Annotated in this window: 24 protein-coding genes; 12 read left to right on the top strand and 12 right to left on the bottom strand. The window is 64.6% G+C overall.

Features of this window, described 5'->3' with window-relative positions; all coding sequences use genetic code 11:
- Positions 1-10: 10 nt before the first annotated feature.
- The 7 genes from metW to AC2VLV_RS00985 all read right to left on the bottom strand — a co-directional run bounded on the left by metW (position 11) and on the right by AC2VLV_RS00985 (position 7,771).
- Positions 11-589, bottom strand: coding sequence for a methionine biosynthesis protein MetW (metW, locus tag AC2VLV_RS01015; protein WP_486988233.1), 579 nt, complete (start codon positions 587-589; stop codon positions 11-13).
- Positions 586-1,728: a homoserine O-succinyltransferase MetX gene (gene metX, locus AC2VLV_RS01010; protein ID WP_486988232.1), complete on the bottom strand. Its 1,143-nt coding sequence runs from the start codon at positions 1,726-1,728 to the stop codon at positions 586-588. Before metX ends, metW begins: the two co-directional genes overlap by 4 nt.
- A 152-nt stretch (positions 1,729-1,880) precedes the next feature.
- Positions 1,881-2,654 carry an ABC transporter ATP-binding protein gene (locus AC2VLV_RS01005; protein ID WP_486988231.1) on the bottom strand — a complete coding sequence of 258 codons (774 nt, stop codon included), beginning with the start codon at positions 2,652-2,654 and terminating at the stop codon, positions 1,881-1,883.
- 10 nt (positions 2,655-2,664) lie between these two features.
- Positions 2,665-3,651, bottom strand: a complete 987-nt coding sequence (locus AC2VLV_RS01000) for a FecCD family ABC transporter permease (protein ID WP_486988230.1) — start codon at positions 3,649-3,651, stop codon at positions 2,665-2,667.
- On the bottom strand, positions 3,648-4,649 hold the full coding sequence (locus tag AC2VLV_RS00995) for an LLM class flavin-dependent oxidoreductase (RefSeq protein ID WP_486988229.1): 1,002 nt from the start codon (positions 4,647-4,649) through the stop codon (positions 3,648-3,650). Before AC2VLV_RS00995 ends, AC2VLV_RS01000 begins: the two co-directional genes overlap by 4 nt.
- A gap of 3 nt (positions 4,650-4,652) precedes the next feature.
- Positions 4,653-5,696 (bottom strand): ABC transporter substrate-binding protein, encoded by a 1,044-nt coding sequence (locus AC2VLV_RS00990; protein ID WP_486988228.1) that lies wholly within the window; start codon positions 5,694-5,696, stop codon positions 4,653-4,655.
- A complete protein-coding gene (locus AC2VLV_RS00985; protein ID WP_486988227.1) occupies positions 5,693-7,771 on the bottom strand; it encodes a TonB-dependent receptor plug domain-containing protein in 2,079 nt (692 codons plus the stop codon). Before AC2VLV_RS00985 ends, AC2VLV_RS00990 begins: the two co-directional genes overlap by 4 nt.
- Before the next feature lie 80 nt (positions 7,772-7,851).
- Between AC2VLV_RS00985 and AC2VLV_RS00980 the strand changes: the two genes are divergently transcribed.
- On the top strand, positions 7,852-8,760 hold the full coding sequence (locus AC2VLV_RS00980) for a hypothetical protein (protein ID WP_486988226.1): 909 nt from the start codon (positions 7,852-7,854) through the stop codon (positions 8,758-8,760).
- Between the two features lie 46 nt (positions 8,761-8,806).
- Here AC2VLV_RS00980 and AC2VLV_RS00975 read toward each other — a convergent pair whose 3' ends face one another.
- A complete protein-coding gene (locus AC2VLV_RS00975) occupies positions 8,807-9,328 on the bottom strand; it encodes a DUF302 domain-containing protein (RefSeq protein WP_486988225.1) in 522 nt (173 codons plus the stop codon).
- Between the two features lie 267 nt (positions 9,329-9,595).
- On the opposite strand from AC2VLV_RS00975, the gene AC2VLV_RS00970 reads away from it, so the two are divergent.
- The 8 genes from AC2VLV_RS00970 to modD all read left to right on the top strand — a co-directional run bounded on the left by AC2VLV_RS00970 (position 9,596) and on the right by modD (position 15,897).
- Complete coding sequence (locus AC2VLV_RS00970; RefSeq protein ID WP_486988224.1) at positions 9,596-10,018, top strand: TOBE domain-containing protein; 423 nt, start codon at positions 9,596-9,598, stop codon at positions 10,016-10,018.
- Positions 10,019-10,102: 84 nt separating this feature from the next.
- The gene (gene modA / locus AC2VLV_RS00965) at positions 10,103-10,867 is read left to right on the top strand and encodes a molybdate ABC transporter substrate-binding protein (protein ID WP_486988223.1); all 765 of its coding nucleotides are present in this window, start codon (positions 10,103-10,105) and stop codon (positions 10,865-10,867) included.
- An 18-nt stretch (positions 10,868-10,885) separates the two neighbouring features.
- Entirely contained in the window at positions 10,886-11,578 is a 693-nt protein-coding gene (gene modB / locus AC2VLV_RS00960; protein ID WP_486988222.1) for a molybdate ABC transporter permease subunit, read from the top strand.
- Entirely contained in the window at positions 11,575-12,669 is a 1,095-nt protein-coding gene (gene modC / locus AC2VLV_RS00955; RefSeq protein ID WP_486988221.1) for a molybdenum ABC transporter ATP-binding protein, read from the top strand. The genes modB and modC overlap by 4 nt, the downstream gene beginning before the upstream one ends.
- Positions 12,670-12,671: 2 nt before the next feature.
- Positions 12,672-13,517, top strand: a complete 846-nt coding sequence (locus AC2VLV_RS00950; RefSeq protein ID WP_486988220.1) for a TSUP family transporter — start codon at positions 12,672-12,674, stop codon at positions 13,515-13,517.
- A 42-nt stretch (positions 13,518-13,559) separates the two neighbouring features.
- Positions 13,560-14,357 (top strand): molybdate ABC transporter substrate-binding protein, encoded by a 798-nt coding sequence (gene modA, locus AC2VLV_RS00945; protein ID WP_486988219.1) that lies wholly within the window; start codon positions 13,560-13,562, stop codon positions 14,355-14,357.
- A gap of 24 nt (positions 14,358-14,381) precedes the next feature.
- Positions 14,382-15,116 carry a molybdate ABC transporter permease subunit gene (locus AC2VLV_RS00940; protein WP_486988218.1) on the top strand — a complete coding sequence of 245 codons (735 nt, stop codon included), beginning with the start codon at positions 14,382-14,384 and terminating at the stop codon, positions 15,114-15,116.
- Complete coding sequence (modD, locus tag AC2VLV_RS00935; protein WP_486988217.1) at positions 15,055-15,897, top strand: ModD protein; 843 nt, start codon at positions 15,055-15,057, stop codon at positions 15,895-15,897. Before AC2VLV_RS00940 ends, modD begins: the two co-directional genes overlap by 62 nt.
- A 53-nt stretch (positions 15,898-15,950) precedes the next feature.
- Here the strand turns inward: modD and AC2VLV_RS00930 are convergent, their stop codons facing one another.
- Together AC2VLV_RS00930 and AC2VLV_RS00925 are read right to left on the bottom strand one after the other, a co-directional pair.
- Positions 15,951-18,578, bottom strand: coding sequence for a cation-translocating P-type ATPase (locus AC2VLV_RS00930; protein ID WP_486988216.1), 2,628 nt, complete (start codon positions 18,576-18,578; stop codon positions 15,951-15,953).
- Positions 18,568-19,602, bottom strand: a complete 1,035-nt coding sequence (locus tag AC2VLV_RS00925; protein WP_486988215.1) for a sodium:calcium antiporter — start codon at positions 19,600-19,602, stop codon at positions 18,568-18,570. Before AC2VLV_RS00925 ends, AC2VLV_RS00930 begins: the two co-directional genes overlap by 11 nt.
- 245 nt (positions 19,603-19,847) lie before the next feature.
- Here AC2VLV_RS00925 and AC2VLV_RS00920 point away from each other — a divergent pair, with 245 nt between their 5' ends.
- Together AC2VLV_RS00920 and AC2VLV_RS00915 are read left to right on the top strand one after the other, a co-directional pair.
- Positions 19,848-20,354: a c-type cytochrome gene (locus AC2VLV_RS00920; RefSeq protein ID WP_486988214.1), complete on the top strand. Its 507-nt coding sequence runs from the start codon at positions 19,848-19,850 to the stop codon at positions 20,352-20,354.
- An 80-nt stretch (positions 20,355-20,434) separates the two neighbouring features.
- Positions 20,435-20,698, top strand: a complete 264-nt coding sequence (locus AC2VLV_RS00915) for a c-type cytochrome (protein ID WP_486988213.1) — start codon at positions 20,435-20,437, stop codon at positions 20,696-20,698.
- A gap of 28 nt (positions 20,699-20,726) precedes the next feature.
- On the opposite strand, the gene AC2VLV_RS00910 is transcribed toward AC2VLV_RS00915, so the two are convergent.
- On the bottom strand, positions 20,727-20,864 hold the full coding sequence (locus AC2VLV_RS00910) for a hypothetical protein (RefSeq protein WP_486988212.1): 138 nt from the start codon (positions 20,862-20,864) through the stop codon (positions 20,727-20,729).
- A 101-nt stretch (positions 20,865-20,965) separates the two neighbouring features.
- Positions 20,966-21,169, bottom strand: a complete 204-nt coding sequence (locus AC2VLV_RS00905; protein WP_486988234.1) for a cold-shock protein — start codon at positions 21,167-21,169, stop codon at positions 20,966-20,968.
- Between the two features lie 286 nt (positions 21,170-21,455).
- Between AC2VLV_RS00905 and AC2VLV_RS00900 the strand changes: the two genes are divergently transcribed.
- Positions 21,456-23,435: a monovalent cation:proton antiporter family protein gene (locus tag AC2VLV_RS00900; protein ID WP_486988211.1), complete on the top strand. Its 1,980-nt coding sequence runs from the start codon at positions 21,456-21,458 to the stop codon at positions 23,433-23,435.
- Positions 23,436-23,450: the final 15 nt, after the last annotated feature.

The raw sequence follows: 23,450 nt of genomic DNA, 5'->3' as shown, positions 1-23,450 counted from the left end.
GCCCTCCCTGCTACGCCCGTTGCACGCAAAACACCGCTTCTGAAGCCAGCAGGCCGGGAGCGAATGTGATGCGACGGTTGTTGCGCACGCCGAAGGCGTCGACTACGCGCAGACCGCAGTGCGCAGCCAGACGCTCGAAGTCGGCATAGGTTGCCACGCGCAGATTCGGCGTGTTGTACCACTCGTAGGGCAACTCGGGCGTCACCGGCAGGCGGCCCGTCAGGATCTGCAGGCGGATGCTCCAGTGGGCGAAGTTGGCGAAGCTGAGTATGCCCAGCCGACCCACGCGTGCGGTTTCGCGCAACGCGTTTTCGGTGTGGCGCAGATTGGGCAAGGTGTCGATCTGCAGCACCACGTCAAAAGTGCCGTCGCCGAAAATCGACAGGCCCTGCTCCAGGTCGAACTGCAGCACGTCCACGCCTTTTTCGGCGGCGGCGATCAATTTTTCAGGGTTGATTTCAACGCCCAGCCCGCTGCAGTCGCGGGTATCGCGCAGATGTGCCAGCATGCGGCCATCGCCGCAACCCAGATCGAGCACGCGGCTGCCATGCGGCACCAGCTCGGCAATCACGCTTAGCGGAGTGCTCATTTGGAAAGCTCCTGCGCGATGCGGTCGAACCACGCGCGAACGACGCCGTGGTAGTGCGGGTGATCCATGAGAAAAGCGTCGTGGCCCTGCGGGGCATCGACTTCGGCATAGGTCACGGCGCGGCGGTTGGTCACCAGCGCCTGCACGATCTCGCGCGAGCGCAGCGGCGAGAAGCGCCAGTCGGTGGTGAAGCTCACCAGCAGAAAGCGCGCCTGCGCCGCCGCCAACCCCTGCGCCAGATCGCCGCCGGTGGCGCGCGCCGGGTCGAAGTAGTCGAGCGCGCGGGTGATGAGCAGATAGGAATTGGCGTCGAAGTAGCCGCTGAATTTGTCGCCCTGATACCGCAGATAGCTCTCAATTTCGAAGTCCACGCCAAAGCCGTAGCCCAGTGCGCCATTGCGCAACGCGCGGCCGAACTTGGCCGCCATGGCGTCGTCGCTGAGGTAGGTGATGTGCCCGATCATGCGCGCCACCGCCAGACCCTGTTTGGGAACGACGCCGTGCGCGTAGTAGTCGCCGCCGTGAAAGTCGGGGTCGGTGATGATGGCGCGGCGCGCCACCTCGTTGAAGGCGATGTTCTGCGCAGACAGGCTGGGCGCGGTGGCGATGGCCGCGCAGTGGGCCACGCGATCGGGGTGGCGCAGCGTCCAGCTCAGCGCCTGCATGCCGCCCAGGCTGCCGCCGATGACCGCGGCCAGGCGCTCGATGCCCAGCCGGTCGAGCAGCCGCGCCTGCGCGTCCACCCAGTCTTCGACCGTCACCACGGGGAAGCGGCTGCCCCAGGGCTGTCCCGTTGCGGGGTCGAGGCTCATCGGGCCGGTGGAGCCGAAGCACGAACCGGGGTTGTTGACGCACAGGACGAAAAAGCGTTCGGTATCCAGCGGTTTGCCGGGGCCGATCAGGTTGTCCCACCAGCCTACGCTCTTGGGGGCTCCCGCATGCATGCCGGCGGCGTGATGGCTGGCGTTGAGCGCATGACACACCAGAACGGCATTGCTGCGCGCGGCATTGAGCGTGCCGTAGGTTTCAAACATCAACTCGTAAGGCGGCAACTGCGCGCCACTCTGGAGCGGCAGCGGCTGCTCGAACGCCATGCGCTGCGGCGTGACGTCACCGAGGGCGGAGGGCGAAGCACTCATGGGTGTTCCTGAAAAAACAAAACCGGCGGCGCTGGCAATGCAGCGAAAACCGCCGGTGGTCTGCGCTGTTTTAGCGGTATTTATCAAGCGCCCGCAAGCCCAGGGCAAATCGGCGCGTGGGCCAGTATAGAAGCAAGCTGAAGGGCGGGGCGTCAGGCGTGGATGTGCTGACGCGACCAGTCGTGCGCAGTCGCTGCGCGCTCCAGGCTCTCGGGTGACAGGGCGTAGAGGCGGGCCAGTTGGTCACGGCTTATGCATTGCGCGGGTGCGCCCTCGGCAATGAAGCGCCCGGATTGCATCAGGATGACGCGGGAGGCGACGGCAAAAGCATGGTCCGGATGGTGGGTGGTAAACAGCACGCCGCGGCCATCGCTGCGCAGCTGGTTCAGCACTTCGAGCAGCCGCAGCTGGTTGCCGTAGTCCAGACTGCTGGCGGGCTCGTCGAGGAGCAGATAGGGGGCGTCTTGCGCCAATGCGCGGGCAATGAGCACCTGCTGACGCTGTCCGCCAGACAAGGCGGCGTAGCTGCGCGCAGCCAGCGCCTTGATCTCGAGCCGGGCAAGCACGGACTGCACGGCGGCGAAGTCTTCCGGCGCCGGACGTGCGATCAGGCCGCGTCCGGCGAGTCGGCCCATCATCACCACATCCAGCACGCTGTAGGCGAATACCAGGCGGTGCTGCTGGGGGACGTAGGCAATGCGGCGTGCGCGCGCTGGCTCGGACAACGCGGCCAAATCCAGGCCGTCAACGCGCACCGAACCTGCCTGTGGAGGATGGATGGCGCACAAGGTTTTGAGCAGCGTGGTCTTGCCGCAGCCATTGGGGCCGAGCAGGGCGACGGCTTCGCCCGGTGCGAGCCGCAGACTTACATTCTTGACCACCGGCTCCTGTCCATAGCCGGCATGGAGGTGTTCGACGTCGATCATGGTGCTCCCTTCAATCCGTCCAGCCTGCTGCCACCCGCCGCAATACCCACGCGAACACCGGCAGGCCGACCAGTGCGGTCAGAATGCCCAGGGGCAGTTCCACCGTGAACATGGTGCGCGCCGCATCGTCGAGGATCAGCACATAAAGTGCGCCGAGAAGCGCAGAAGCCGGTAGCACCCGCCGGTTATCCGCGCCCCAGATCAGCCGGGCGATCTGGGGAATCAGCAGCCCAACCCAGGCAATCATGCCGGCCAGGGTCACTGACAGCGTGCCCAGCAAAGTGGATAGGGCGATGATCAGCAGTCGCAGCTTGCGCACCGGCATGCCAAGCGTCGCGGCTTCCTCGTCGCCCATGCTGAGCACATTCAGCGCATGTCCGAGCATGACCAGCGCGGCAGTGGCGATCCACATCAATGGCGCTGTGAGCCAGACACGATTGGCGTCAATGCTCGAGAGCGTTCCCATCAGCCAATAGGTGATGGCCGGCAGCTGGTCGTAGGGGTCGGCCACATATTTGACGGCCGCCAGCAGCGCAGTAAAAAATGCGCCAGTGATCAGGCCAGCCAGCAACAGAACAATGATGCCGCCTTGCCCGACCATGCGGGCCAGCAGCAAGGTGATGCCCACGGCCAGCAGGCCGAAGACGAAGCTGCTGAATTGCACTTGCCACAACGTGTGGCCAATCAGAATGCCGAGCGCAGCGCCGAAAGCAGCTCCTGCCAGTCCGCCAAGCACTTCGGGCGAGGCCAGCGGATTGCGGAACAGTGACTGATAGGCCGCTCCGGACACCGCTAGCGCCGCGCCGATGCTGATCGCTGCGATCACCCGCGGTGCGCGCAGTTCGGTGATGACACTCCACAGATCCGATGGCGTGCCCGTCATGCCTTGCCATAGCCGCAGCGCCGCCTCAAATGGCGAAGGCTGGTAACGCCCCAGCAGCAAAGAAAATGAGGCGACCACAATCAGTGCAACGAGCAGCCAGCCGATCGCCTTCATAGGCCGGTGGCGTGCACAGGCGGCGCTGTTGCAAGCATGGGCATTACGTCGCCCAGAAGGCGGCGCATTTGCTCGATCTGCAAGGTCGGCAGTTCGTGCATGGGGTTGAACGCTAGGCGTGGCACACAGCGCTGCAATAGCAGGTCGCGCAACTGGGTGGCGCACTCCGACGGCGTTCCCACAATCATGCGCGCCAGGCTCTCGGCCTCGTCCATCTCGGCTAGGGGGCCGCGAAATCCCACCTTCCACTGCGATTGCTTGCTTGCGCGAAAGCTGGCCAGCCAGGACAGGGCATGCCGACGGGCAGCCGCGCCGTCATCGTCGATCCACAGACCGCGGGCGAGCACCGCGTCAGCCGGCTGTCTGGCGGCGACTCCCCAGTTGATGGCCTGTGCGTCATACATATCCAGCGGCCAAAACTGTGCGCTCATCCAACCCAGGCCGCGCTGCGCGGCCCAGGCCAGGGTGTCAGGTTCCCGGCTGGCAATGAACAACGGCACAGGCAGATGCGGCGGAGGCTGCAGGGCAGGCATGGCTGGAGCCGCATCTGGCGCAGGCGACAAATGGTTGAGCATTGCATCGACCACGGCCTGCATCTCGGCCCGCGCCGCATCGCTGCCCCAGCCGAAGGTGCGCTTTTGCGCCTCGAACGGCCCGCCTTTGGCAAAACCGATGGCGATGCGGCCCGGCGCCAGGTTGGACAGCAGCGCGATCTCCTCGGCCAAAAGCGCCGGGTTGCGACCCGCGGGCAGCACCGCCGCTACGCCGAGTTGAATGCGCTGCGTGTGCGCGGCCCAATGCGACAGCATCAGCAAGGGCGAGGCGCTCAGGCTTTGCGGGTCGAAATGGTGCTCGGTGACCCAGACCGCCTCCACGCCAGCAGCCTCCAGATCGGCGACCAGCGCCGCGCGGCTAGCCAGAAACGCAGGGATGGCTTCGCCGCCTGAGGGCTGCATGTGCAGCATCATGCCGATCTGCGGCAGGGCATAGGCTTGCATGGCTCAGTACTTGGTTGGGTAATCGGCGGCTTTGGGCCGCACAATCGCATCGGCTTGCGCGGGCGTCAGCTTGTGGTTGAGAAACAGCGCAAAAAACTGCTGGGTGCGTGCGATGATGGGCTGGCGAAAGGCCGCCTGATACTCCGCTGGAAACACCCGGCTCGCCAGCCAGGGTGCGGCGATGAAACGCATGAACGAAGGGGGGCGGTCGAGCCAGCGAAATGGCACTTGCGGTGCAAACAGCACATGCCCGTCGCGTACCGCGCGCAGCAGCTTCCAGCGCGGTTCCGTTTGGATGGCGCGCATGGCCGGGCCGTCCTGGGTCACAATCCAGTCGGGGTCGCTGGCCATGATCTGCTCGAAGCTCACCTGCACCATGCCAAAGCGGCTGTTGTCGGCGCAATGAATGGCGTTGTGCGCGCCGATGGCGTCGATCACCTCGGCGTGAATCGAGCCGCTGCACTCGCTGGCCAGGCCGTCTTCGCCCTCTGCGTAGTAGATACGCACCGGCTTGTGCTGTGCCACGCGCTTGCGCAAGGCGGCCAGCTCGTCCAGCGAGGTCTGCGCGGCAGCGGCCAGCGCATCGCCACGCGCTGCGATGCCCAGCGCCTGCCCCACCTGCCGGAACGCTGCGGGGTAGTCGGCCAGGGTGTCGAGCTTGACCGGGCAGAGCGGCATTCCGATTTTTCGCATGGCCTCGGTGCTGGCCTGCGCGCCCACGGTGGCTCCTGAGATCAGCGCCAGTGTGGGATGTACGCGCAGCACCTGTTCCAGATTGGCCGTTTTGCCTTGTCCGAACCAGCCCCCAAGCACGGGAAGATCCAGGACGTTTTTTGGCAGGATTTGCGCGGCCTGCTTGCTCCACGAAAAGTTCAGCCCGGCCATGCGGTCTGGCGCCAGTGACAGCAGCAAATAGTTGTTGACTGGGCTGCTGCCATACACGGGGCCGCTGGGGGCGCTGGGGCAGGCCTGCGGAGTCTGGGCCTGGGCGAGTGCGCTGGTGGCGACGAGCGCACCGCATAGCAAGACGCAGCGCAGCCTGTTCATAGCTTGTATTGGAGTTGCACCCGCAGTTCGCGTCCGGGCATGGGGAAGCCTTCGCTCAATTCATAGTTGCGGTCGAAGGCGTTGTTCAGATTGGTGTAGAGGGTCAGTCGCGGGGTCAGGCGTTGCGCCCAGCGCAGGTTGACCACGGCGAAACCGGCCACCGGCTGCAGACCGTTGGTCGTGGTCTGGCGACTGCTCGCCGCCTGCACATGCGCGGACAGCGTGGTGGCTTCGCCGGGGAGCCAGGAGATGCCGACATCGGCCCAGTTGCGCGGCGCGCCTGTGGCCACGAGGCCCGGCGAGCCTAGCGTGGCATCAAGATAGCTGTAAGCCACGGAGGCGATCCAGGCGTTTCCGATGGGCGCCTGCACGCTCAGATCCAAACCCCTGTTGGCCGCAGTGCCGACGTTTTGCGCTTGCTTCACGCCGGGTGTGCTGGTTGCAACGCTTTCAATCGCATCCTTGATCGAGTCCCAGTAGAGGGAGACGTCGTATTTCACTCCGCCCAGCGCTACCCCCGAGACGCCCAACTCACGGTTGAGCGCCTGCTCGGGGCCGAGCGCCGGGTTGGGGATGGCTTGGCCGAGACGATACGAGTACACCTCCTTGATGCTGGGAAATCGCGTTTTCTGCCCGATTCCCGCGCGCAGCTCGGTGTGCATGGAGAGCTTATGCCGCCAGACGATCTGCGCGTTGTTCGCTCCCACTTGCGGGCTGGCCTGCATCGGCCCGATCTGAGTCTGCGCCTGGTTGGTGTATTGCTCGGCCTGGTTGAACTGGTGCTCATCGCGCCGATAGCCGAAAGTGAGAGTGTCTGCCGCTGTGGGCTTGTAGGCGTTTTCAAAGCCCAGTGCATAGATGCGCGCCTCGAAATGCAGCCAGGGCGTGGCATAAGGCTGGGCCTGGGTGGCGAGGTTGGATTCGCGGTGCACGTCCTGCTTGTAGAAGCCGGCAATCTTCAGAAAATTTTGCGCGCCCAGCGGCTGGCCGAGCTCGACCGTGGCGCCGTTGGAAAAATCGCGGTACTTGCTGTTGAAGGCGTAGCGCTTCTTGGTGGTGTCGTAGCTGGCGTTGTCGAACGAGATCAGTTCGTTGTCGAAGGTGTCGTGGTACAGCCGGGTCTTGAGGTAACCCGCGCCGATCGCGGTATTGCCGATGAAGTACAGGCTCTGCTTGTTCCACTGCGGCCATTGCCAATAGCGCACGGGTTGGCCGGTCACCTTTGTGTTGCCGGTGTAGGGCGGCGAGTCTTTATCGGAGTTGACGGTGTAGAGGCCCAGCGCGTATTCATCGGTGGCGTTCGGTGTGAAGCCCAGCTTCAGATTGGCGTTGATGTCGTGGCTGGATGCATTGAGCCGGTCGCCAGAGGGTTGCGCAGCCACCGGCTTGAAGTTGCCCGACAGGGGAAAGCCGTTGCGACTGGCGCTGGCCACGCCGCCCTGCACATACCAGCGGCTGTCGATGCGGCTGCCCAGCTGCACCGAGAGGTCGTTGCCGTAGAGCTTGTGCGGATTGGCGGTGAGGCCGCCTGTGATCGTGCCTTCGAGCTTTTTGGCGGGCGCCTGCGTGACGATATTGATCGAGCCGCCCATATTGTTCGGCCCGTACATCAGCGAGCCCAGGCCCTTGGTCACGACGATCTGCGAAATGCCCGGCGTCAGCAGGCGCGACAGATCGACGTTGCCGTCATATGGCACATAAATCGGAATGCCGTCGATATTGAGCGTGGTCTGGCGGGAGTCGAACCCCCGGATGTTCACCTGCGTTTCGCCGCGCTGGCCCATGCTCACCGGCGTCACCCCGGGCAGATCGGACAGCGCCTCGCCCACATTGAGCGCACCACGGTCGAGCATCTGCTGTTGCGTCACCACACTGCTGCTCGTGCCGCCGGGGGGCGGTGCAGAGACCGCAGTGGTCTGCACATCCACCTCCCCGAGCTGAAACACCGGCTGCGCACTCTGTGGCGACGTTTGCGCCACGGCCAATCCGGCATGCAGACAGGCCGCCAGCGGTAACAGCAGGGGACGAACCGCAGCTAGAGGACGCTGATTTCGAGCGGGGTGAAAAAAACGCATGGCTTGTTCTCCAGGGAGATGAGAAATATGATGATCAAAGTATTCACGTGAATATAACGAACTTTGTCCAAACGCCCATCATGTCTACTTCAGAATTGCTGCCCATCAAGCATTCCTCCACGAGTGGCTCGCAAGCTGCATGGGGGCCTGCGATCGAGCGTATCGCCGTGCTGGGCGCATCCGATGTGGGAACCGCCGTGGCGCATGCGCTGCATCATCAGGGCTGTGCCGTCCTGCTGGTCGAGTCGGCGCAACCCACGGCCCCGCGCCGCGGAATGTGCTGGGCGGACGCGGTGTTCGACGGCGTTGCCACCACTGCCGGGTTGAGCGCGATCCGGGTGTTTTATCCGGACGAGGCCTGGCAGGCTTTCCAGCAGAACGCCTGGCTGCCGCTGGTGGTCGATCCGGATCTGCGGTCATGGCTGGACGACCTTGACATCGGCACCTTGGTGGATGCGCGGCTGCGCAAGCATGTGGCAGATCGGCCCGACCTGCGCAAGCTGGCCGCGAGGTCGGTCGGAATCGGCCCGGGATATACAGCAGGATACAATGCAAGCTACGCCGTCGAATCCGCCTGGGGCGACGATCTGGGTTGCGTCATCCGCAGCGGACCAACGCGTGCGCTGGCCGGTGAACCGCGGCCCATCCTTGGCGCCGGGCGTGAGCGCCTGATCTATGCGCCCGCGGCGGGGGTGTTTCTGACCAACAGGCAGATTGGCGAGCAGGTGGGTGCAGGCGAGGAGATCGGTCTGATTCAGGCACCGCAAGGCGAGCGTGTCTTTTTGCAGGCGCCGCTGTCGGGCGTACTGCGCGGACTGACCCGTCCCGGCGTACAAGTACAGACAAAAACCAAGTTGGCGGAAGTCGATCCGCGCAACGACCCGGCGTTGTGTTTCGGTCTGGGCGAGCGCCCCATGCGCATCGCGCAAGGCGTGGTGCAGGCTGTGAACGAGCTGGGTCTCCAGAGCGCTGCCGGGCCTGCTTGCTGAGGCAGGCTGCATGCCGAAGCGGGCAGGCAGCCTGCTTCCTCTTCCCTTACAACGAACCCTTCGCTCCCGCGCGCATGATGCTCATCAACATCTTTCCCACCTCGTCCGCCTTGGTGCGCAGCGGCGAACCCTCGGGCACGCTGTCGATCAGCGGTTGCAGGTTCATCATCACCAGCCAATACCGCTTGTTCTCATCTTCAACCAAAGTGATGCGGCAGGGCAGGTAGGCGGCGAAGTCGATGCTGCCATCCACCCCTTCCACCATTTGCACGGCCGTAAGCGGGTTGCAGAACAGAAACACACGGATCAGACGCTGGGGCTTGCCGGTCATGGCCTGCACCTGCGCAGACAAAGGCAGATCGCCCACTTCCTTCATATTGAGCAGATTGGCGCGCAACTGCATGGACTGCACACAGTCCTGCGCACTTACGCCCTTGGAAAGCGGCATGCGCACCACGGGCGCGTTTGATGAACTGGGCATGGCGGCCGACGCCGCAGGCAGGGCGCCCCAGGCCTTTTCCGACCCGAACAACGCCGCAAAGAACCCGATGGCTTCACGTCTTTTCATGGAGGCGCCTCTTGGAGGTGGAACAGCACTTGACAGGAAAACAAGGATAGCAATATATTTCAAAAAACATAACGAAGCAAGTTGCCGCTTTGCGGCGACCGCTGAGCTGGAAGTCAGTTTCTTTCTGTAATTTCATAGTTATAAGGAGATGTTCTCCGATTGATTCGGGTAATATTCGTGCACTGCTCTTGCCTTGAATGATCTCTTCATTCAATTCATTGGCATACATCGACTTGGCTTACCGACCCCTTTCCGGAGCACACCATCATGCAAACCAGCGCACGCAATCATCTTCAAGGCACCATTCACGCGGTCCACGACGGCGCGGTGAATACAGAAGTCGTTCTCGATATCGGCGGCGGCCATCATCTGGTGGCGATCGTCACCAAAGACAGCGCACATCGCCTCGGCCTGGCGGCGGGCAAAAAGGCCTGGGCCTTGATCAAGGCGTCCTGGCCCATTCTGGTAAAAGGCGCTGCGCCGCAGACCTCGGCGCGCAACACCCTGTGCGGCACGGTGAAATCCATCAGCACGGGCGCAGTGAATACCGAAGTGGTGCTCGCCTTGAACGGCGGCGCCGAACTGGTGGTGATGATCACCACCGGCAGTGAAAAAACGCTGGGCCTCAAGACTGGCGACGCCGTGTGCGCGCTGGTCAAGGCCACCCATGTCATCCTCGGGGTGGACTAAGCGTCCCATCTCGCTTGTCGGCTCCCGGCTTTGCCGTGGAGCCGATTTTTTATATCCCTTGTAACTAAACCTGACGGAGAGAACATGAACCGATTGGCTCGAACCCTGCGCCGCGTCGCGCTGCTGCTTGCTTTGCCGTTTGCCATGAGCGCTGCTGCGCAGGCGGACACGCTGACCGTGGCCGTGGCGGCCAACTTCAAGAAGCCGGCCGAGGAAATCGGCGTTGCGTTCAAGGCCAAGACCGGTATTGAGGTGAAGTACGCCTTTGGCGCGACCGGGCAGTTCGCGGCACAAATCCGCAACGGCGCACCCTTTGACATCCTGCTGGCCGCCGACGACACCACGGCGCCCAAACTGGCCAAGGACGGCTTCGCGCTTTTGGCCACTAACTTCATTTACGCGCGTGGCACACTGGTGCTCTACAGCACGACACTGCCGGTCAAGGAGCAGGGCGAGGCTATTTTGCGCAAAGGCGACTTCGCTCACCTCTCCATCGCCAATCCCAAAACCGCGCCCTACGGCGCTGCGGCCATCGAGGCGATGACCAAGATGGGCCTGTATGACAGCCTCAAGCCCAGGATCGTCGAAGGCGCCAATATCGGGCAAACCTTCGATTTCGTCGCCACCGGAAACGCGCAGGTCGGCTTCGTCGCCCTGTCGCAGGCCATCGGCTCGGGCAAGGGCCAATGGTGGGTGACGCCGCAAGCCGACTACGCGCCCATCGACCAGAGCGCCATCGTGCTCAAGCCGGGCGAAAACAAGGCGGACGTGAAGGCCTTTCTCGATTTTCTGCGCGGCCCCGAGGCGCGCACGGTGATCGAGAAATACGGCTACACCATTCCGCAATAACTCCCTCCTGGATCGTCCGTGACCCTGCTCGGTCATCCGCTGGACCTCGCGCCGCTGTGGCTGACGCTGCAGGTGGCGGGCATTTCCACCGCCATCCTGCTGGTTCCGGGCGTGGCGCTGGCCTGGTGGCTGGCCCACTGGCGCTCGCCCTTGCGCGCTGTCGTCGAAGCGGTGGTTGCGCTGCCGCTGGTGCTGCCGCCCGTGGTGCTGGGGTTTTATCTGCTGATGTTTCTCAACCCGCAGGGCTGGGTGACGCAAACCCTGCACAGCCTGGGCTATGAGGGACAACTCACCTTCAACAAGATCGGACTGATCATCGGGTCGGTGGTGTATTCGCTGCCCTTCATGGTGCAGCCGCTGCTGCGCGCGTTCGAGGCGCTGCCAAGCAACCTGCTCGACGCGGCGGCCACGCTGCGCGCAGGATGGTGGGATCGGTTCTTCAACGTGGCGCTGCCGCTGTCGCGCGGCGGCCTCATCGTCGCCCTCACGCTGACATTCGCGCACACCGTGGGCGAGTTCGGCGTGGTGCTGATGGTGGGGGGCAACATCCCGGATAAAACCCGCGTGGTGTCGATCGACATCTACAACCACGTTGAGGCGATGGAATATGCGCAGGCGCACATTCTCTCGGGGCTGATGCTGGTGTTCGCCATCATCGTGCTCACCATCGTTTATGGCCTGTACCGCCACGGCAACCGGGAGAGCGCATGAGTGCAAATGGCACGAATGGCGCCGCCACACCGCACCTCAGCGGTCATCTGCAGGCGCGACTCGGCGCCTTCACGCTCGACACCGGAGAATTTTCCTGGCCGCTCGACGGCATTACGGCGATTTTCGGGCGCTCTGGCTGCGGCAAAAGCACGCTGCTACGCGCTGTTGCCGGACTGATTGCGCACATGCACGGCAACCTGAGCGTCGGCAACGCGCAATGGTTGTCCGGTTCCAAACAGACCCCGGCGCCGCAGCGTGATGTGGGCTATGTGTTCCAGGACGCGGCGCTCTTTCCGCATCTATCGGTGCGCGGCAATCTGCAGTTCGCTGCGCGGCGCGCACCCGTCGGTGCGGCGCCCGACTCCATTGAGCGGGTGGCGGGGGATGTGGGCATCGCAGCCTTGCTCGACCGGCGCATCGCGGCCTTATCGGGCGGAGAGAAGCAGCGGGTGGCCATCGCTCGCGCCCTGCTGTCGCGGCCGCGCCTGCTGCTGCTCGATGAGCCGATGGCTGCGCTCGACTGGCGGGCCAAGGATGAACTGATCGACCTCATTGCGCGACTGGCCCGCACACAGCGCCTGCCGATGTTGCTGGTGAGCCACGCACCCGAGGAAATCGAGCGGCTGGCGCAACGGGTCGTCTTCATGGAGGCCGGACGCATCGTGCGCATCGAGGCGCTGCACGAGGCGCTCATGCGTCCGGATTCGCCGCTTTTTGATCGTCTTGGCCCGGTGGCGGTGCTCGAAGGCGCGGTGCGTCCTCTGTCGGAGGGGTTGGCGCAGATGCAGATCGACGGTCATACGCTCACTTTTCCTGGCGCTGCGATCGAGGGCGCAGCGCGTCTGCGAATTTATGCGCGAGACGTGGCGTTGTCGCGCACCGAACCGCAGGGCATCAGCATCCTCAACCATCTGCCCGTGCGGCTTGACAACCTTCATCCCAGCCGCCCAGGGCATGTCATGGTGCGGCTCAAACTCGCAGACGGCCAGGGCCTGTGGAGCGAAATTACCCAACGAGCCTGTGATGCGCTGGCGCTTTCGCCGGGCGATGCGCTGATCGCGCTGATCAAGACCGCGTCGGTGGAGCGTTGAACATGCAGTCGCAACAGGACGTCTCCCGGCCGCTGACCTGCAGCTTCGCATGCGCCGTCAAGGCGCTGGGACTGAGCCTGCTCATCGGCGTGCTGGGCGGGCTTATCGGCCTGGGCGGCGCCGAATTCCGCCTGCCGGTGCTGATCGGCGTTTTCGGCCTGGTGTCGTTGGAGGCGGTCATCGCCAACAAGGCTTTGAGCCTGCTGGTGGTCAGCGTGGCGGTGCTGTCGCGTTTGCCCGCCGTGGGGCTGGAACAACTCTGGCCGCATCGCGACGTGGTCATCAATCTGCTCGCGGGCAGCCTGGCGGGCGCCTGGTGGGCGGCGGGCTGGGCCATGCGTCTGAGTCGGCGCACCCTTGAAGCGGTGCTGTTCGGCCTGCTGGTGTTCCTGGCTTGCGCCATGGCGCTGGAGCAGATATTTGGCCTACAGGCCCTGCCGGCCTTGCAGCAGGTGCTGCCCATTTGGGCGCATATTGCTGTTGCGATGATGGTCGGCCTGGTGATCGGCATGATCGCTGCAGTCATGGGTGTGGCGGGAGGCGAGTTGCTGATTCCCGCTATCGTGCTGCTGTGGGGGGTGGACGTGAAGCTGGCGGGCAGCCTGTCGCTGCTCATCAGCCTGCCGACCATGGTCGTGGGCTTCGCCCGCTACCGCGAGAGTGCGGCGTTTCGGGTGCTGAGGCAGCGGCACATCTTGCTGGTGCTTATGGCGGTCGGCTCGCTGTTTGGCGCGGTGCTGGGCGGGCTGCTCGTGGGCGTTGTGCCCACGCAAGGCCTGGGCCCTTTGCTATCCGCAGTGCTGGCGTTTTCGGCCTGGAAGGTCTTTCGCCACAGCAGACAGGCCTAGCCGCCTGCCAAATTTGCTTTTTCTCATCCAAGAAAGTTACGTATGTCCGTCTCAAGCACCTCCTTGCTATCGCGCCGCCATCTGCTGCGCTTGTCGCTGCTGGTCGCCGCCCTTCCTTTGCCGCGCGCCTTTGCTGCCGCTGCCACCCCTTTGCTGCTGATGGCCGGTGCGGGCTACAAGCGTCCGGTGGAGGTGTTGTGTGCCGACTTCACCCGGGAGACAGGCATCGTGGTGGAGCGCAGCTATGGCAATCTGGAGCAGATTTTTGCCCAGGTGCGCGCCAGCGGCCGGGTGGACGTGCTGATCGGCGATGCTGATTTCATCGACCATGCGCACGGCCTGAACCTGCCGCAGCGCGAGACGCTCGGCCAGGGCAAGCTCGTGCTGGCGTGGCGACGCAAGCTGATGGGACGGCGCAGCCCCGAGCCCATCACCGATCCGGTGCGCGACCTGCTGGAGATGCAGTCCATCACCCTGCCCAATCCCAAGCAGGCGATCTATGGCCGCGCTGCGAAGCAGTGGCTCGAAGCCAAGGGCCTGTGGGCGCCGCTGCAGGACAAGCTCAAGATCGTGCAGACCGTGCCGCAAGTCAGCGCCTACCTCACCTCGGGGCAGATCGACGCCGGTTTTCTCAACCTCACCGAGGTGCTGGCGGTCAAGGGGCAGCTTGGCGGCTACATCGAACTGCAGCCGGGGGCCGACAGCTACGCGCCCATCGACATCGTCGCCGCCTTCCCTGCGGAGGGCGCGCAGCCCGGCGCTGCGGCCAGCCGCGCTCGATTCCTGCAATTCCTGCAAAGCCCCGAAGCGCATGGCATCCTGCGCAAGGCCGGGCTTTGACAACACCGGCTTTGACAACACCGCATGTCTGCTTTCACCCCTGATGCCTGGGCGGCGCTGTGGCTGAGCACCAAGATCGCCCTGCTGGCCCTGCCCGCCTACGCCGTGGCCGCCGTGCTGCTGTGCTACGCGCTGCAGTTTGGCCTGCGGCGCCCGGCCTGGCTGGACGCGGCGGTCACCATTCCGCTGGTGTTTCCGCCGGTGGTCATCGGCTTCGGCCTGCTCTGGCTGCTGGGACGCGAGAGTTTGCCGGGCCGGGCGCTGGAGGCCGTCGGCATCCAGTTCGTTTTCACCTTTCCGGGCCTGCTGCTGGCGGCCTTCATCGCCGGGCTGCCTCTGGCCGTCAAAACCTTGCAGACTGCACTGCAGACGCATCCCAGGGTCTGGCACGAGGTGGCGCTCACCCTCGGGCGCGGGCCGCGCAATGTGTACCTCACCATGCATCTGCCCATCGCCCTGCCCGCGCTGCTGGGCGGGCTGCTGCTGGCCCTGGCGCGCGGCATGGGCGAGGTGGGCATCTCGCTCATGCTCGGCGGCAACATCCTCGGCCGCACCGAAACCCTGTCTCTGGCGATTTTTAACACCGTGACCACCGGCGACTATGCCCAGGCCGGGGTGCTCAGCGCCCTGCTGGGCGGACTCAGCCTGCTGCTGTTTGTCGCCGTGCGATTTCTGCAAAACATGGAGCTAGCCAAGCATGATGTATTTCACCCAAGCCGACATCGACCAGATCATCCTCGAAGACCTGCCGCTGCATGACGAAACCACGCGGGCGCTGGCCCTGCCCGATGCACCCGGCCATCTGACCTATTCCGCGCGGCAGCACGGCGTGCTCGCGGGCATGGCGCCGCTGCTGCGTCTGGCGCAGTCGCTCGGGCTGCGCGCCGAGCCGCTGGCGGCGGACGGTGACGCGACCGCACCGGGGCAGGCTGTGCTGCGCCTGCATGGCAACGCCCATGCGCTGCACATCGCCTGGAAGCAGGGCATGAACTTGCTCGAGTATCTGGGCGGCATTGCCAGCGCCACGCAGCAGATGGTCAAGGCGGCCCGCGCGGGCAATCCGCGCATTCAGGTGGCGGGCACGCGCAAGGCGCATCCCGGCGCCCGCAAGCTGCAGCACTACGCCGTGCTGTGCGGCGGTGGCATGGTGCACCGCGCGGGGTTGTCGGAAACCATCCTCGTGTTCGCTCAGCACCGCGCCTTTCTGCCGGGGCTGGATGCGGCGCAACTGGTGGCGCGCGCCAAGGCGCACAGCCCGGAAAAATTCGTGCTCATCGAGGCCGAAAGCGCCGACGATGCCCTCGCCGCTTGTCGCGCGGGCGCGGATGGCGTGCAACTCGACAAAATGTCGCCCGAGCAACTCACCGAGCTGGCGCCCCGGCTGCGTGCGTTGCAGCCCCGGCTGACCCTCAACGCGGCGGGCGGCATCCGCCCCGACAATGCGGCGCAATACGCCGCCAGCGGCGTGGACATTCTGGTGACTTCCAGCCTGTACAACGCCAAGGCGGCCGACTTCGGCGCGACGATGCAGGCGAACTGACCCCTTGGATCAAGACGGAGAGGGTGTGGACGAATCCGCCACGCCGCAATCATTCATACCGTCTGATGCGGCGTTCGCCCGGCCGGGGCGCGTCGTCGCCAGGCTTTTTCGGCTTCAACCGCACCGAACACCACGGCGGCGCAGAGCAGGCTCAGCGCGAGTTCTCCGGTCGACAGCGCCTGGGTGTGAAACACGGATTGCAGCGCGGGCGTATACACCACGGCCAGCTGCAACACGAAGGTCAGCGTCACCGCGCCCAGCAGGGGCAGATTGCTGCGCAGCCCCAGCGTGAACAGCGAGTCGCGCTCGGAGCGGATGGCCAGCACATGCGCCATCTGCGTGAAGGTCAGCACCACGAAAACCAGAGTCTGCGCATGCGGATTGCCTTGTGCATAGGCCCAGGCCTGCACGCCCAGACAGAGCCCGCCGATCAGCAGTCCGACCCACAGTGCGTGCTGCCATAAGCCCTGCGCGAAAACGCTTTCATCCGGCGCGCGCGACGGCCGCTGCATCACCCCGCGCTCGGCGGGCTCTGCGGCCAGCGCCAGGCCGGGCAGGCCGTCGGTAACCAGATTGATCCACAGAATGTGGATGGGCAGCAGCGGCACGGGCAGGCCCAGAAACGGGGCGAGAAACAGCGTCCAGATCTCGCCGGAGTTGCTGGTCATGGTGTAGCGCACGAACTTGCGGATGTTGTCGTAGATGCGCCGGCCTTCGCGCACGGCGGCCACGATGGTGGCGAAGTTGTCGTCGAGCAGCACCAGGCTGGCAGCTTCGCGCGCCACGTCGGTGCCGCCCCGGCCCATGGCCACGCCGATGTCGGCAGCGCGCAGCGCCGGTGCATCGTTCACGCCATCGCCGGTCATGGCGACGAACTGGCCGCGCTGCTGCAGCGCCCGCACGATGCGGATTTTCTGCGCCGGGTCGGTGCGGGCATAGACGCGCACCTCCTCCACCACGGCGGCCAGCGCCGCGTCGTCGAGCGTAGCCAGCTCGGCGCCGGTGAGCACGCGGCTGTGCGCGCTGGCGATGCCCAGATCGCGGGCGATGGCCAAAGCCGTCGCCGGGTGATCGCCGGTAATCATCACCGGGACGATGCCCGCAGTGAGGCACTGCGCCACCGAATCCCGGGCCTCGGTTCGCGGTGGGTCGATCAGGCCGATCAGGCCGACGAGGGTGAGCCCGGTTTCAAGGGCGTCAACGGTGGGGGCGGCAGTCCATTCGCGCTGCGCCACGGCCAGCACGCGCATGCCCTGCGCCGCCAGCGCCTGCGCCGCGTCAAGCACGCGCTCGGCCTCGACCGGCTGGCGGCCTTGCGCGGTCAGTACGTCCTGGCACAGAGGCAGCACCGCCTCTGGCGCGCCTTTGGTGTAGCCGCGCCAGACGGCGGCCTGCGCAGCATGATGCACCGTGGTCATGCGTTTGCGCTCGGCGTCGAAAGGCAGCTCGCTCTGGCGCGGACACTGCCGCCGCAGCGCCAGCACGTCCAAGCCTTCGGCCTGGGCCTGATCGAGCAGCGCGGTTTCTGTCGGGTCGCCCTGCCACTGGCCGCTGGCCGGCGCTGCGTGGGCGTCGTTGCACAGCGCCGCTGCCGTCCACAGCATCGAGCTTGGCAGTTCGCCCCAAGTCTGCCCCTGCTGCACCTGCATGCGGTTGAGGGTGAGTGTGCCAGTCTTGTCGGAACAGATGGTGGTGACCGAACCCAGGGTTTCCACCGCGGGCAGCTTGCGCACCAGCGCGTTGTGCCGCGCCATGGCGCGGGCGCCCAGCGCCAACAGCACCGTGACCACCGCAGGCAGTGCCTCGGGTATGGCGGCGACCGCCAGACTGATGGCCGTCAGCGCCATGAGCAAGACCGGCTCGCCGCGCAACACGCCAGTGGCGAAGATCACCACGCAGATCGCCAGCACTGCCAGCGACAGCCGCTTGCCGAATGCGGCCAGGCGCCGTTGCAGCGGCGTGCTGCGATCGCCCGCGGTCTGCATCAGCGCGGCAATGCGCCCCAACTGGCTGTGCCCGCCGGTGGCGACCACCAGGCCGACGCCGCGGCCGTTGGTGACCAGCGTGCCCTTGAAGGCCAGATTCAGCCGGTCGCCCAGGGCGAGATCGTCGCTCTGGGCAAGGGGGGCGGTGTGCTTTTGCACGTTGAGCGATTCGCCCGTCAACGCCGACTCGTCCACCCGTAGTTGCTCGGCTTCGATCAGCCGTAGATCGGCGGGCACGCCATCGCCGGCTTCGAGCAGCACCACATCGCCCGGAACCAGATCGCGCGCCTCGACGGCTTCGACCTGAGCGTTGCGTCGCACCCGCGCATGCGGCACGGCGAGCTGGCGCAGCGCCTGCATGGCGTGGTCGGCGCGCCATTCCTGCACCATGCCGATGACGGCGTTGAGCACCAGAATCACCAGTATGGCGACGGTATCGGCCAGCTCTCCCACCAGCCCCGAGAGGACGGCCGCGCCCAGCAGTACCAGAATCATGAAGTCGCGGAACTGGTCGATCAACCGCCGCATCCATCCACGCGGTGCGGTTTCCGGAAGACTGTTGCGGCCATGCTTTTCCAGGCGAGCCTGCACCTCGGGAGGGCTCAGGCCGCGGTCGGGACGCACCTCAAGCGCCGCAGCAACAGCCTCCACACTCAAGGCATGAGGCGCAGCAAGGGGCGAGGGGTCATGCGCCATAAAGAAACACGATGTAGGTGTTGAGCAGATAAACCGCTGCCAGCGCAATGCTGATCCAGCCCACGGTTCGCAGCACCCGGTTTTCCGGGCGGTAGAACAGGCCGATCATCGCCAGGCCCGTCATCACCACCGCCGACAGCGCCGTGATGGCATGAAGCGACGACACATGCGCCAGCAGCACCCCCTGACGATACGCGACATCGTCGATGGCGATGATGACCACATTGAACAGGTTGCTGCCCAGCAGATTACCCACCGCCATGTCGAGCGCCCGCAGTTTGATCGCCGACAACGTGACCGCCAGCTCCGGCAGCGAAGTCGCCAGCGCGATGAACAGCGTGCCGATGAAACTGCGGTTCCATTGCAGCGCATCGGCCAACTGGGCGCCGGCAACCGGCAGCCACACCCCGGCGGCGGCCACCACCAACGCCGAGACCCCAAAACGCCACAGACTTTGCCTGACCGATGAAGCGCGCACGGCCTGCGCGGGCGAGTCGTGGCGTCGGGCGTTCGAGCCGGGGTGACCGCGCTCATGCTGAAACACCATGCGCAGGCCCACCAGATACAGCAGCACGATCACCGGGCTGTACAGGCCCACGCCCTCCACGGCCAGATGGCTGAAGCCGGGCGTATCCGCCAGCAGGATGTTCATAGCCACAAACCCCAGTATCACCACGCCAAACGCGCCCGAGAGCAGGTGCGACGAACTGGCCTTGCGATACAGCGGCTCGTCGCGCAGCACGAAATCGACCACCACCAGAAACCCGAGGTTGATCACGCAACTGCCCAGTGCGTCGCCCAGCGCGATATTGGGCGAGTTCGCCAGCGTGACGGCGCTGATGCCCGTCAACAGTTCAGGCAGCGAGGTGACCGAAGCCAGCATCGCCAGCCCCACCCAACTGCCGGTCAAGCCCCAGGCCAGCCCGATGCGCTCGCCTTCAACGGCCAGCCGGTATCCGGCCACCGAAATGGCAGCGGCGCACCCCAGAAATTGCACGAGGGGCCAGATCAGCGGGAGGTTCATGGGGTCTTGAAAATCGCTTCGGTCATTTCACCACACGACTATGACGTCTGGCCGCGCGGCGCCAGGCTTAGGCAACCGACAGGCACGGCAGATCGCCGCGGAGTGTCGTCGGCCACAACACCCTGCAACATCTGAACGCATCTGCTCACCGCGCCGCGCGCGGTCACGCCGCACAATCGGCCATATGCGCAGGTTGGCAGCCAAGCACCCCTGAGCACCCCTGCGTTTACTTGAGGAGACCGATCATGCAACGCCCGCTCGCCGCACCCGTAGTCGCTTGCACCTTGTTTGCCGCCACACTGGCATTTGGCGCCGCAAACGCTTCGGCGGCCACTGCGCCGCCGGGCAAGTTCACCGCCACCGCCAAAGTCTCGTCGATCGACGAGGCCGCTGCGCAAGGCGCGCAGATCTTCGCCAACGACACTTTCGGCACCAAGCAGACCTGGGTGCCGCCCAACGCCTTCAGCAGCCATGCCATGACCTGCGCCGCCTGCCATACCGATGGCGGCAAGACCGAAGGCACGACCCCGGCGGGCGCTCACCTGCCCAGCCTGATCGGAGCGGCGGCCAAATACCCCAAATACAAAGCCAAAAAACATGCCGTCTACACCCTGGAACGGCAGCTCGTGCACTGCGTGCGCGCCGGCATCATGGGCAAGCCGCCGGCCTACAACAGCCCCGAGATGATCGACCTCGTGGCCTATCTCACCCAGCTCTCCAAGGGCGCCACGATGGGGCAGCAATTCAAGTGATTCAGCTGAGTCAAATTCTCATCGGCGGCGCGCTCGCATGGGGGGCGGTTTCCGTCACGTGGGCCGCCTCGGCTTCCGACATGCAAAAACTGGCCGAGTCGCAGGGTTGTTTTTCGTGCCATGCCATCAACCACAATAAGGTCGGGCCGGCTTACACCGCGGTGGCGCAACGTTACGCTCACAACCCCAACGCCGCGGCCATTCTGCAAGACGCGATTCTCAACGGTCATCAAGGTACATGGGGCGTGATTCCGATGCCGGCTTACGCCCCGGACGGCTATCTGAATCCGCATCAGGCACTCGATCTGGCGAAATGGATTCTGAGCCTCAAGCCCGCGCCCTGAAAAGAGAACGCCCGGCAGGGCGTGGCGCTCATTTTTTCTTGTGACGATCCGGCACGATCGTTTGAATTTCCGGTCGTATGGCTTGTGGCGAGATCGGCTTGGCAGGAGATTTGTCCGCCTTGGGTTTTTTGACTTCCTTGTTTGTCCGTTGCTGACCTTTGGGCATGATGGCGCTCCTTGTTGTGTGCATTGTCCCGTATCGGGAATAAAAAAACCGCAGCCTTGGCTGCGGTTTTTTGTTTGAGCCCTTGCGGGATCAGATCGTGATCACAGCGGTGTCACATTCGAGGCCTGCAGACCTTTGGGGCCTTGCTTGACTTCGAATTGCACGCGCTGGTTTTCAGCCAGGGTCTTGAAGCCATTGCCTTGAATTTCGCTGAAATGCACGAACAGGTCGGCATCGCCGCCGTCCTGGGCGATGAAGCCGAAGCCCTTGCTTTCGTTAAACCATTTGACGGAGCCAGTTTGCATAGCCATTTTTGAGTTCCTAAAAAGAAGTGAATGAGCTGCGCAGCAACATGCCAGCGCAGTGCAGAAACACGCCAGAAATCACTTGGGGAATTCAATCAGGCCGCAAACCGCTGCAGAGCAGACGGATTGGGTTTCGACGATCTTCTTCAAAACGACCTACTTTTGCGTTACTACGTTTTCATTGTAATCGGCTTCTGACCGGCATGTGATCAGCGTTGGGATATTGGGCATGACTTATGCTGTATCGAGTAGATACAAAATTTTCGCCCGACCCTTTTTTTCACAGATGACCGGCCTCGAACTCACTCTGCTTTATCTGGTTGCCGCCGTGCTGGGCGTGGCCTTGTTTCGTGCGTTGTCCATGCCGCCCATGCTTGGCTATCTGGCGGTGGGCGTGGTCATCGGGCCCAACGCGCTGGCGCTGGCCGGAGATACTTCGGGCATGCAGCATCTGGCTGAGTTCGGCGTGGTGTTCCTGATGTTTTCCATCGGGCTGGAGTTCAGTCTGGGCCAGCTCAAGGCCATGCGTTCGCTGGTGTTCGGGCTTGGGGCGGCGCAAATGCTCTCGGCCCTGGCGGTGGTGCTGCTGGCCAGTCTGGCGTTCGCCTGGTTCATGCCAAAGTTCTGGTCGCAACCGATTGCGGCGGGCATTGCCATTGGCGGCGCGTTTGCCATGTCGTCCACAGCCATCGTGGTCAAGCTGCTGGCGGAGAAGATCGAGCTCGATTCGCCGCATGGTCGCCACGTCATCGGCGTGCTGCTGTTTCAGGATCTGGCGGTGGTGCCCCTGCTGATTCTCATTCCGGCCATGGCCTCGCACAGCAGCGATCTGTCCTGGCTGCTGACGCTGGCGCTGATCAAGGCGGTGCTGGTGCTGGGCGTCATTCTGTTGGCGGGCGGTCGGCTGCTGCAGCCCTGGCTGCGCATTGTGGTCAAGCGCAAGTCGGACGAGTTGTTCATGCTTAACCTGCTGCTGCTCACGCTTGGTCTGGCGTGGATCACCGAGATGGCCGGGCTGTCGATGGCGCTGGGGGCTTTTCTCGCCGGGATGCTGATCGCCGAGACGCCCTACAAGGCGCAGGTGGAGGCGGATATTCGCCCCTTTCGCGACGTGCTGCTCGGCCTGTTTTTCATCACCATCGGGATGCTGCTCGACTGGCGACTGGTGCTGGCGCAGTGGTGGCTGGTGCTGCTGCTGGCCGTGCTGCCGCCGCTGGTCAAGGCCGCGTTGGTGTTCGGCATCGAGCGTCTGCGCAAGACGCCGCCCGGCCTGAGCCTGCGGGTGGCGCTGTGGCTGGCGCCCGCGGGTGAATTCGGCATCGTGCTGATCAATATCGCTTCGGGCAACAAACTCATTCCGCCCGAGGTACTCAATCCGGTGCTGGCGGCCATGGTCATTTCCATGCTCTACACCCCTTTGTTGGGGCAGTACATCGACCGCATTGTGCTGAAGGTGTCGTCGGCGGACTGGATGCTCGCCTCGCTGCAGCTGACCAATATCGCGCGCAGTTCCATCAAGGCGCAGAACCACGTCATCATCTGCGGCTTCGGCCGCTGCGGGCAGAATCTGGCGCGCCTGCTCGATACCGAGCACATTGCGCACCTTGCGCTCGACCTCGATCCCGACCGGGTGGCGCAGACCAAGGCCGCCGGGCAGAACGTGGTGTATGGCGATTCCACCCGGCTGGCCACGCTCCAGGCGGCCGGCTTGCAGCGGGCGAGTGCGCTGGTCATCACCTATGTCGAGACGCATTCGGCGCTGCGCATCCTGCATCTCATGCGCGAGCATGCGCCGCATGTACCGGTGGTGGTGCGCACCATGGACGACGGCCCGCTGGAAGAGTTGCGTCAGGCCGGTGCGGCCGAGGTGGTGCCCGAAATTCTCGAAGGCTCGCTGATGCTGGCCTCTCACACCCTGGCTCTGGTGGGCGTGCCGCTGCCGCGCGTGCTCAAACGGGTGCGGCATGCGCGTGCGCAGCGCTACGGCCTGCTGCGCGACTGGTTTCACGGCAGCGACGATGCCTCGCTGGAAGACGCCGATCAGCCGCGCCTGCAGTCGGTCACCCTCACCGCCGAGGCCGCCGCCGTGGGGCAGATGCTGCGCGCGGTCAGCCGCGAGGGCGCGCGCGTCACGCAGGTGCGGCGCAACAACGGTCAGGTGCTCAAACCCGCTCCCACCTTGCTGTTGCAAGAGGGCGATACCGTGGTGCTTTCCGGCCTGCCCGATGCGCTGGCCGTGGCGGAAGAAGCGTTGTTGCGCGGTTGATCTATGCTGTGCGGA

This window comes from Thiomonas sp. TH-17 (assembly GCF_057473305.1).
This window is presented reverse-complemented; position numbering and strand designations above follow the sequence as displayed.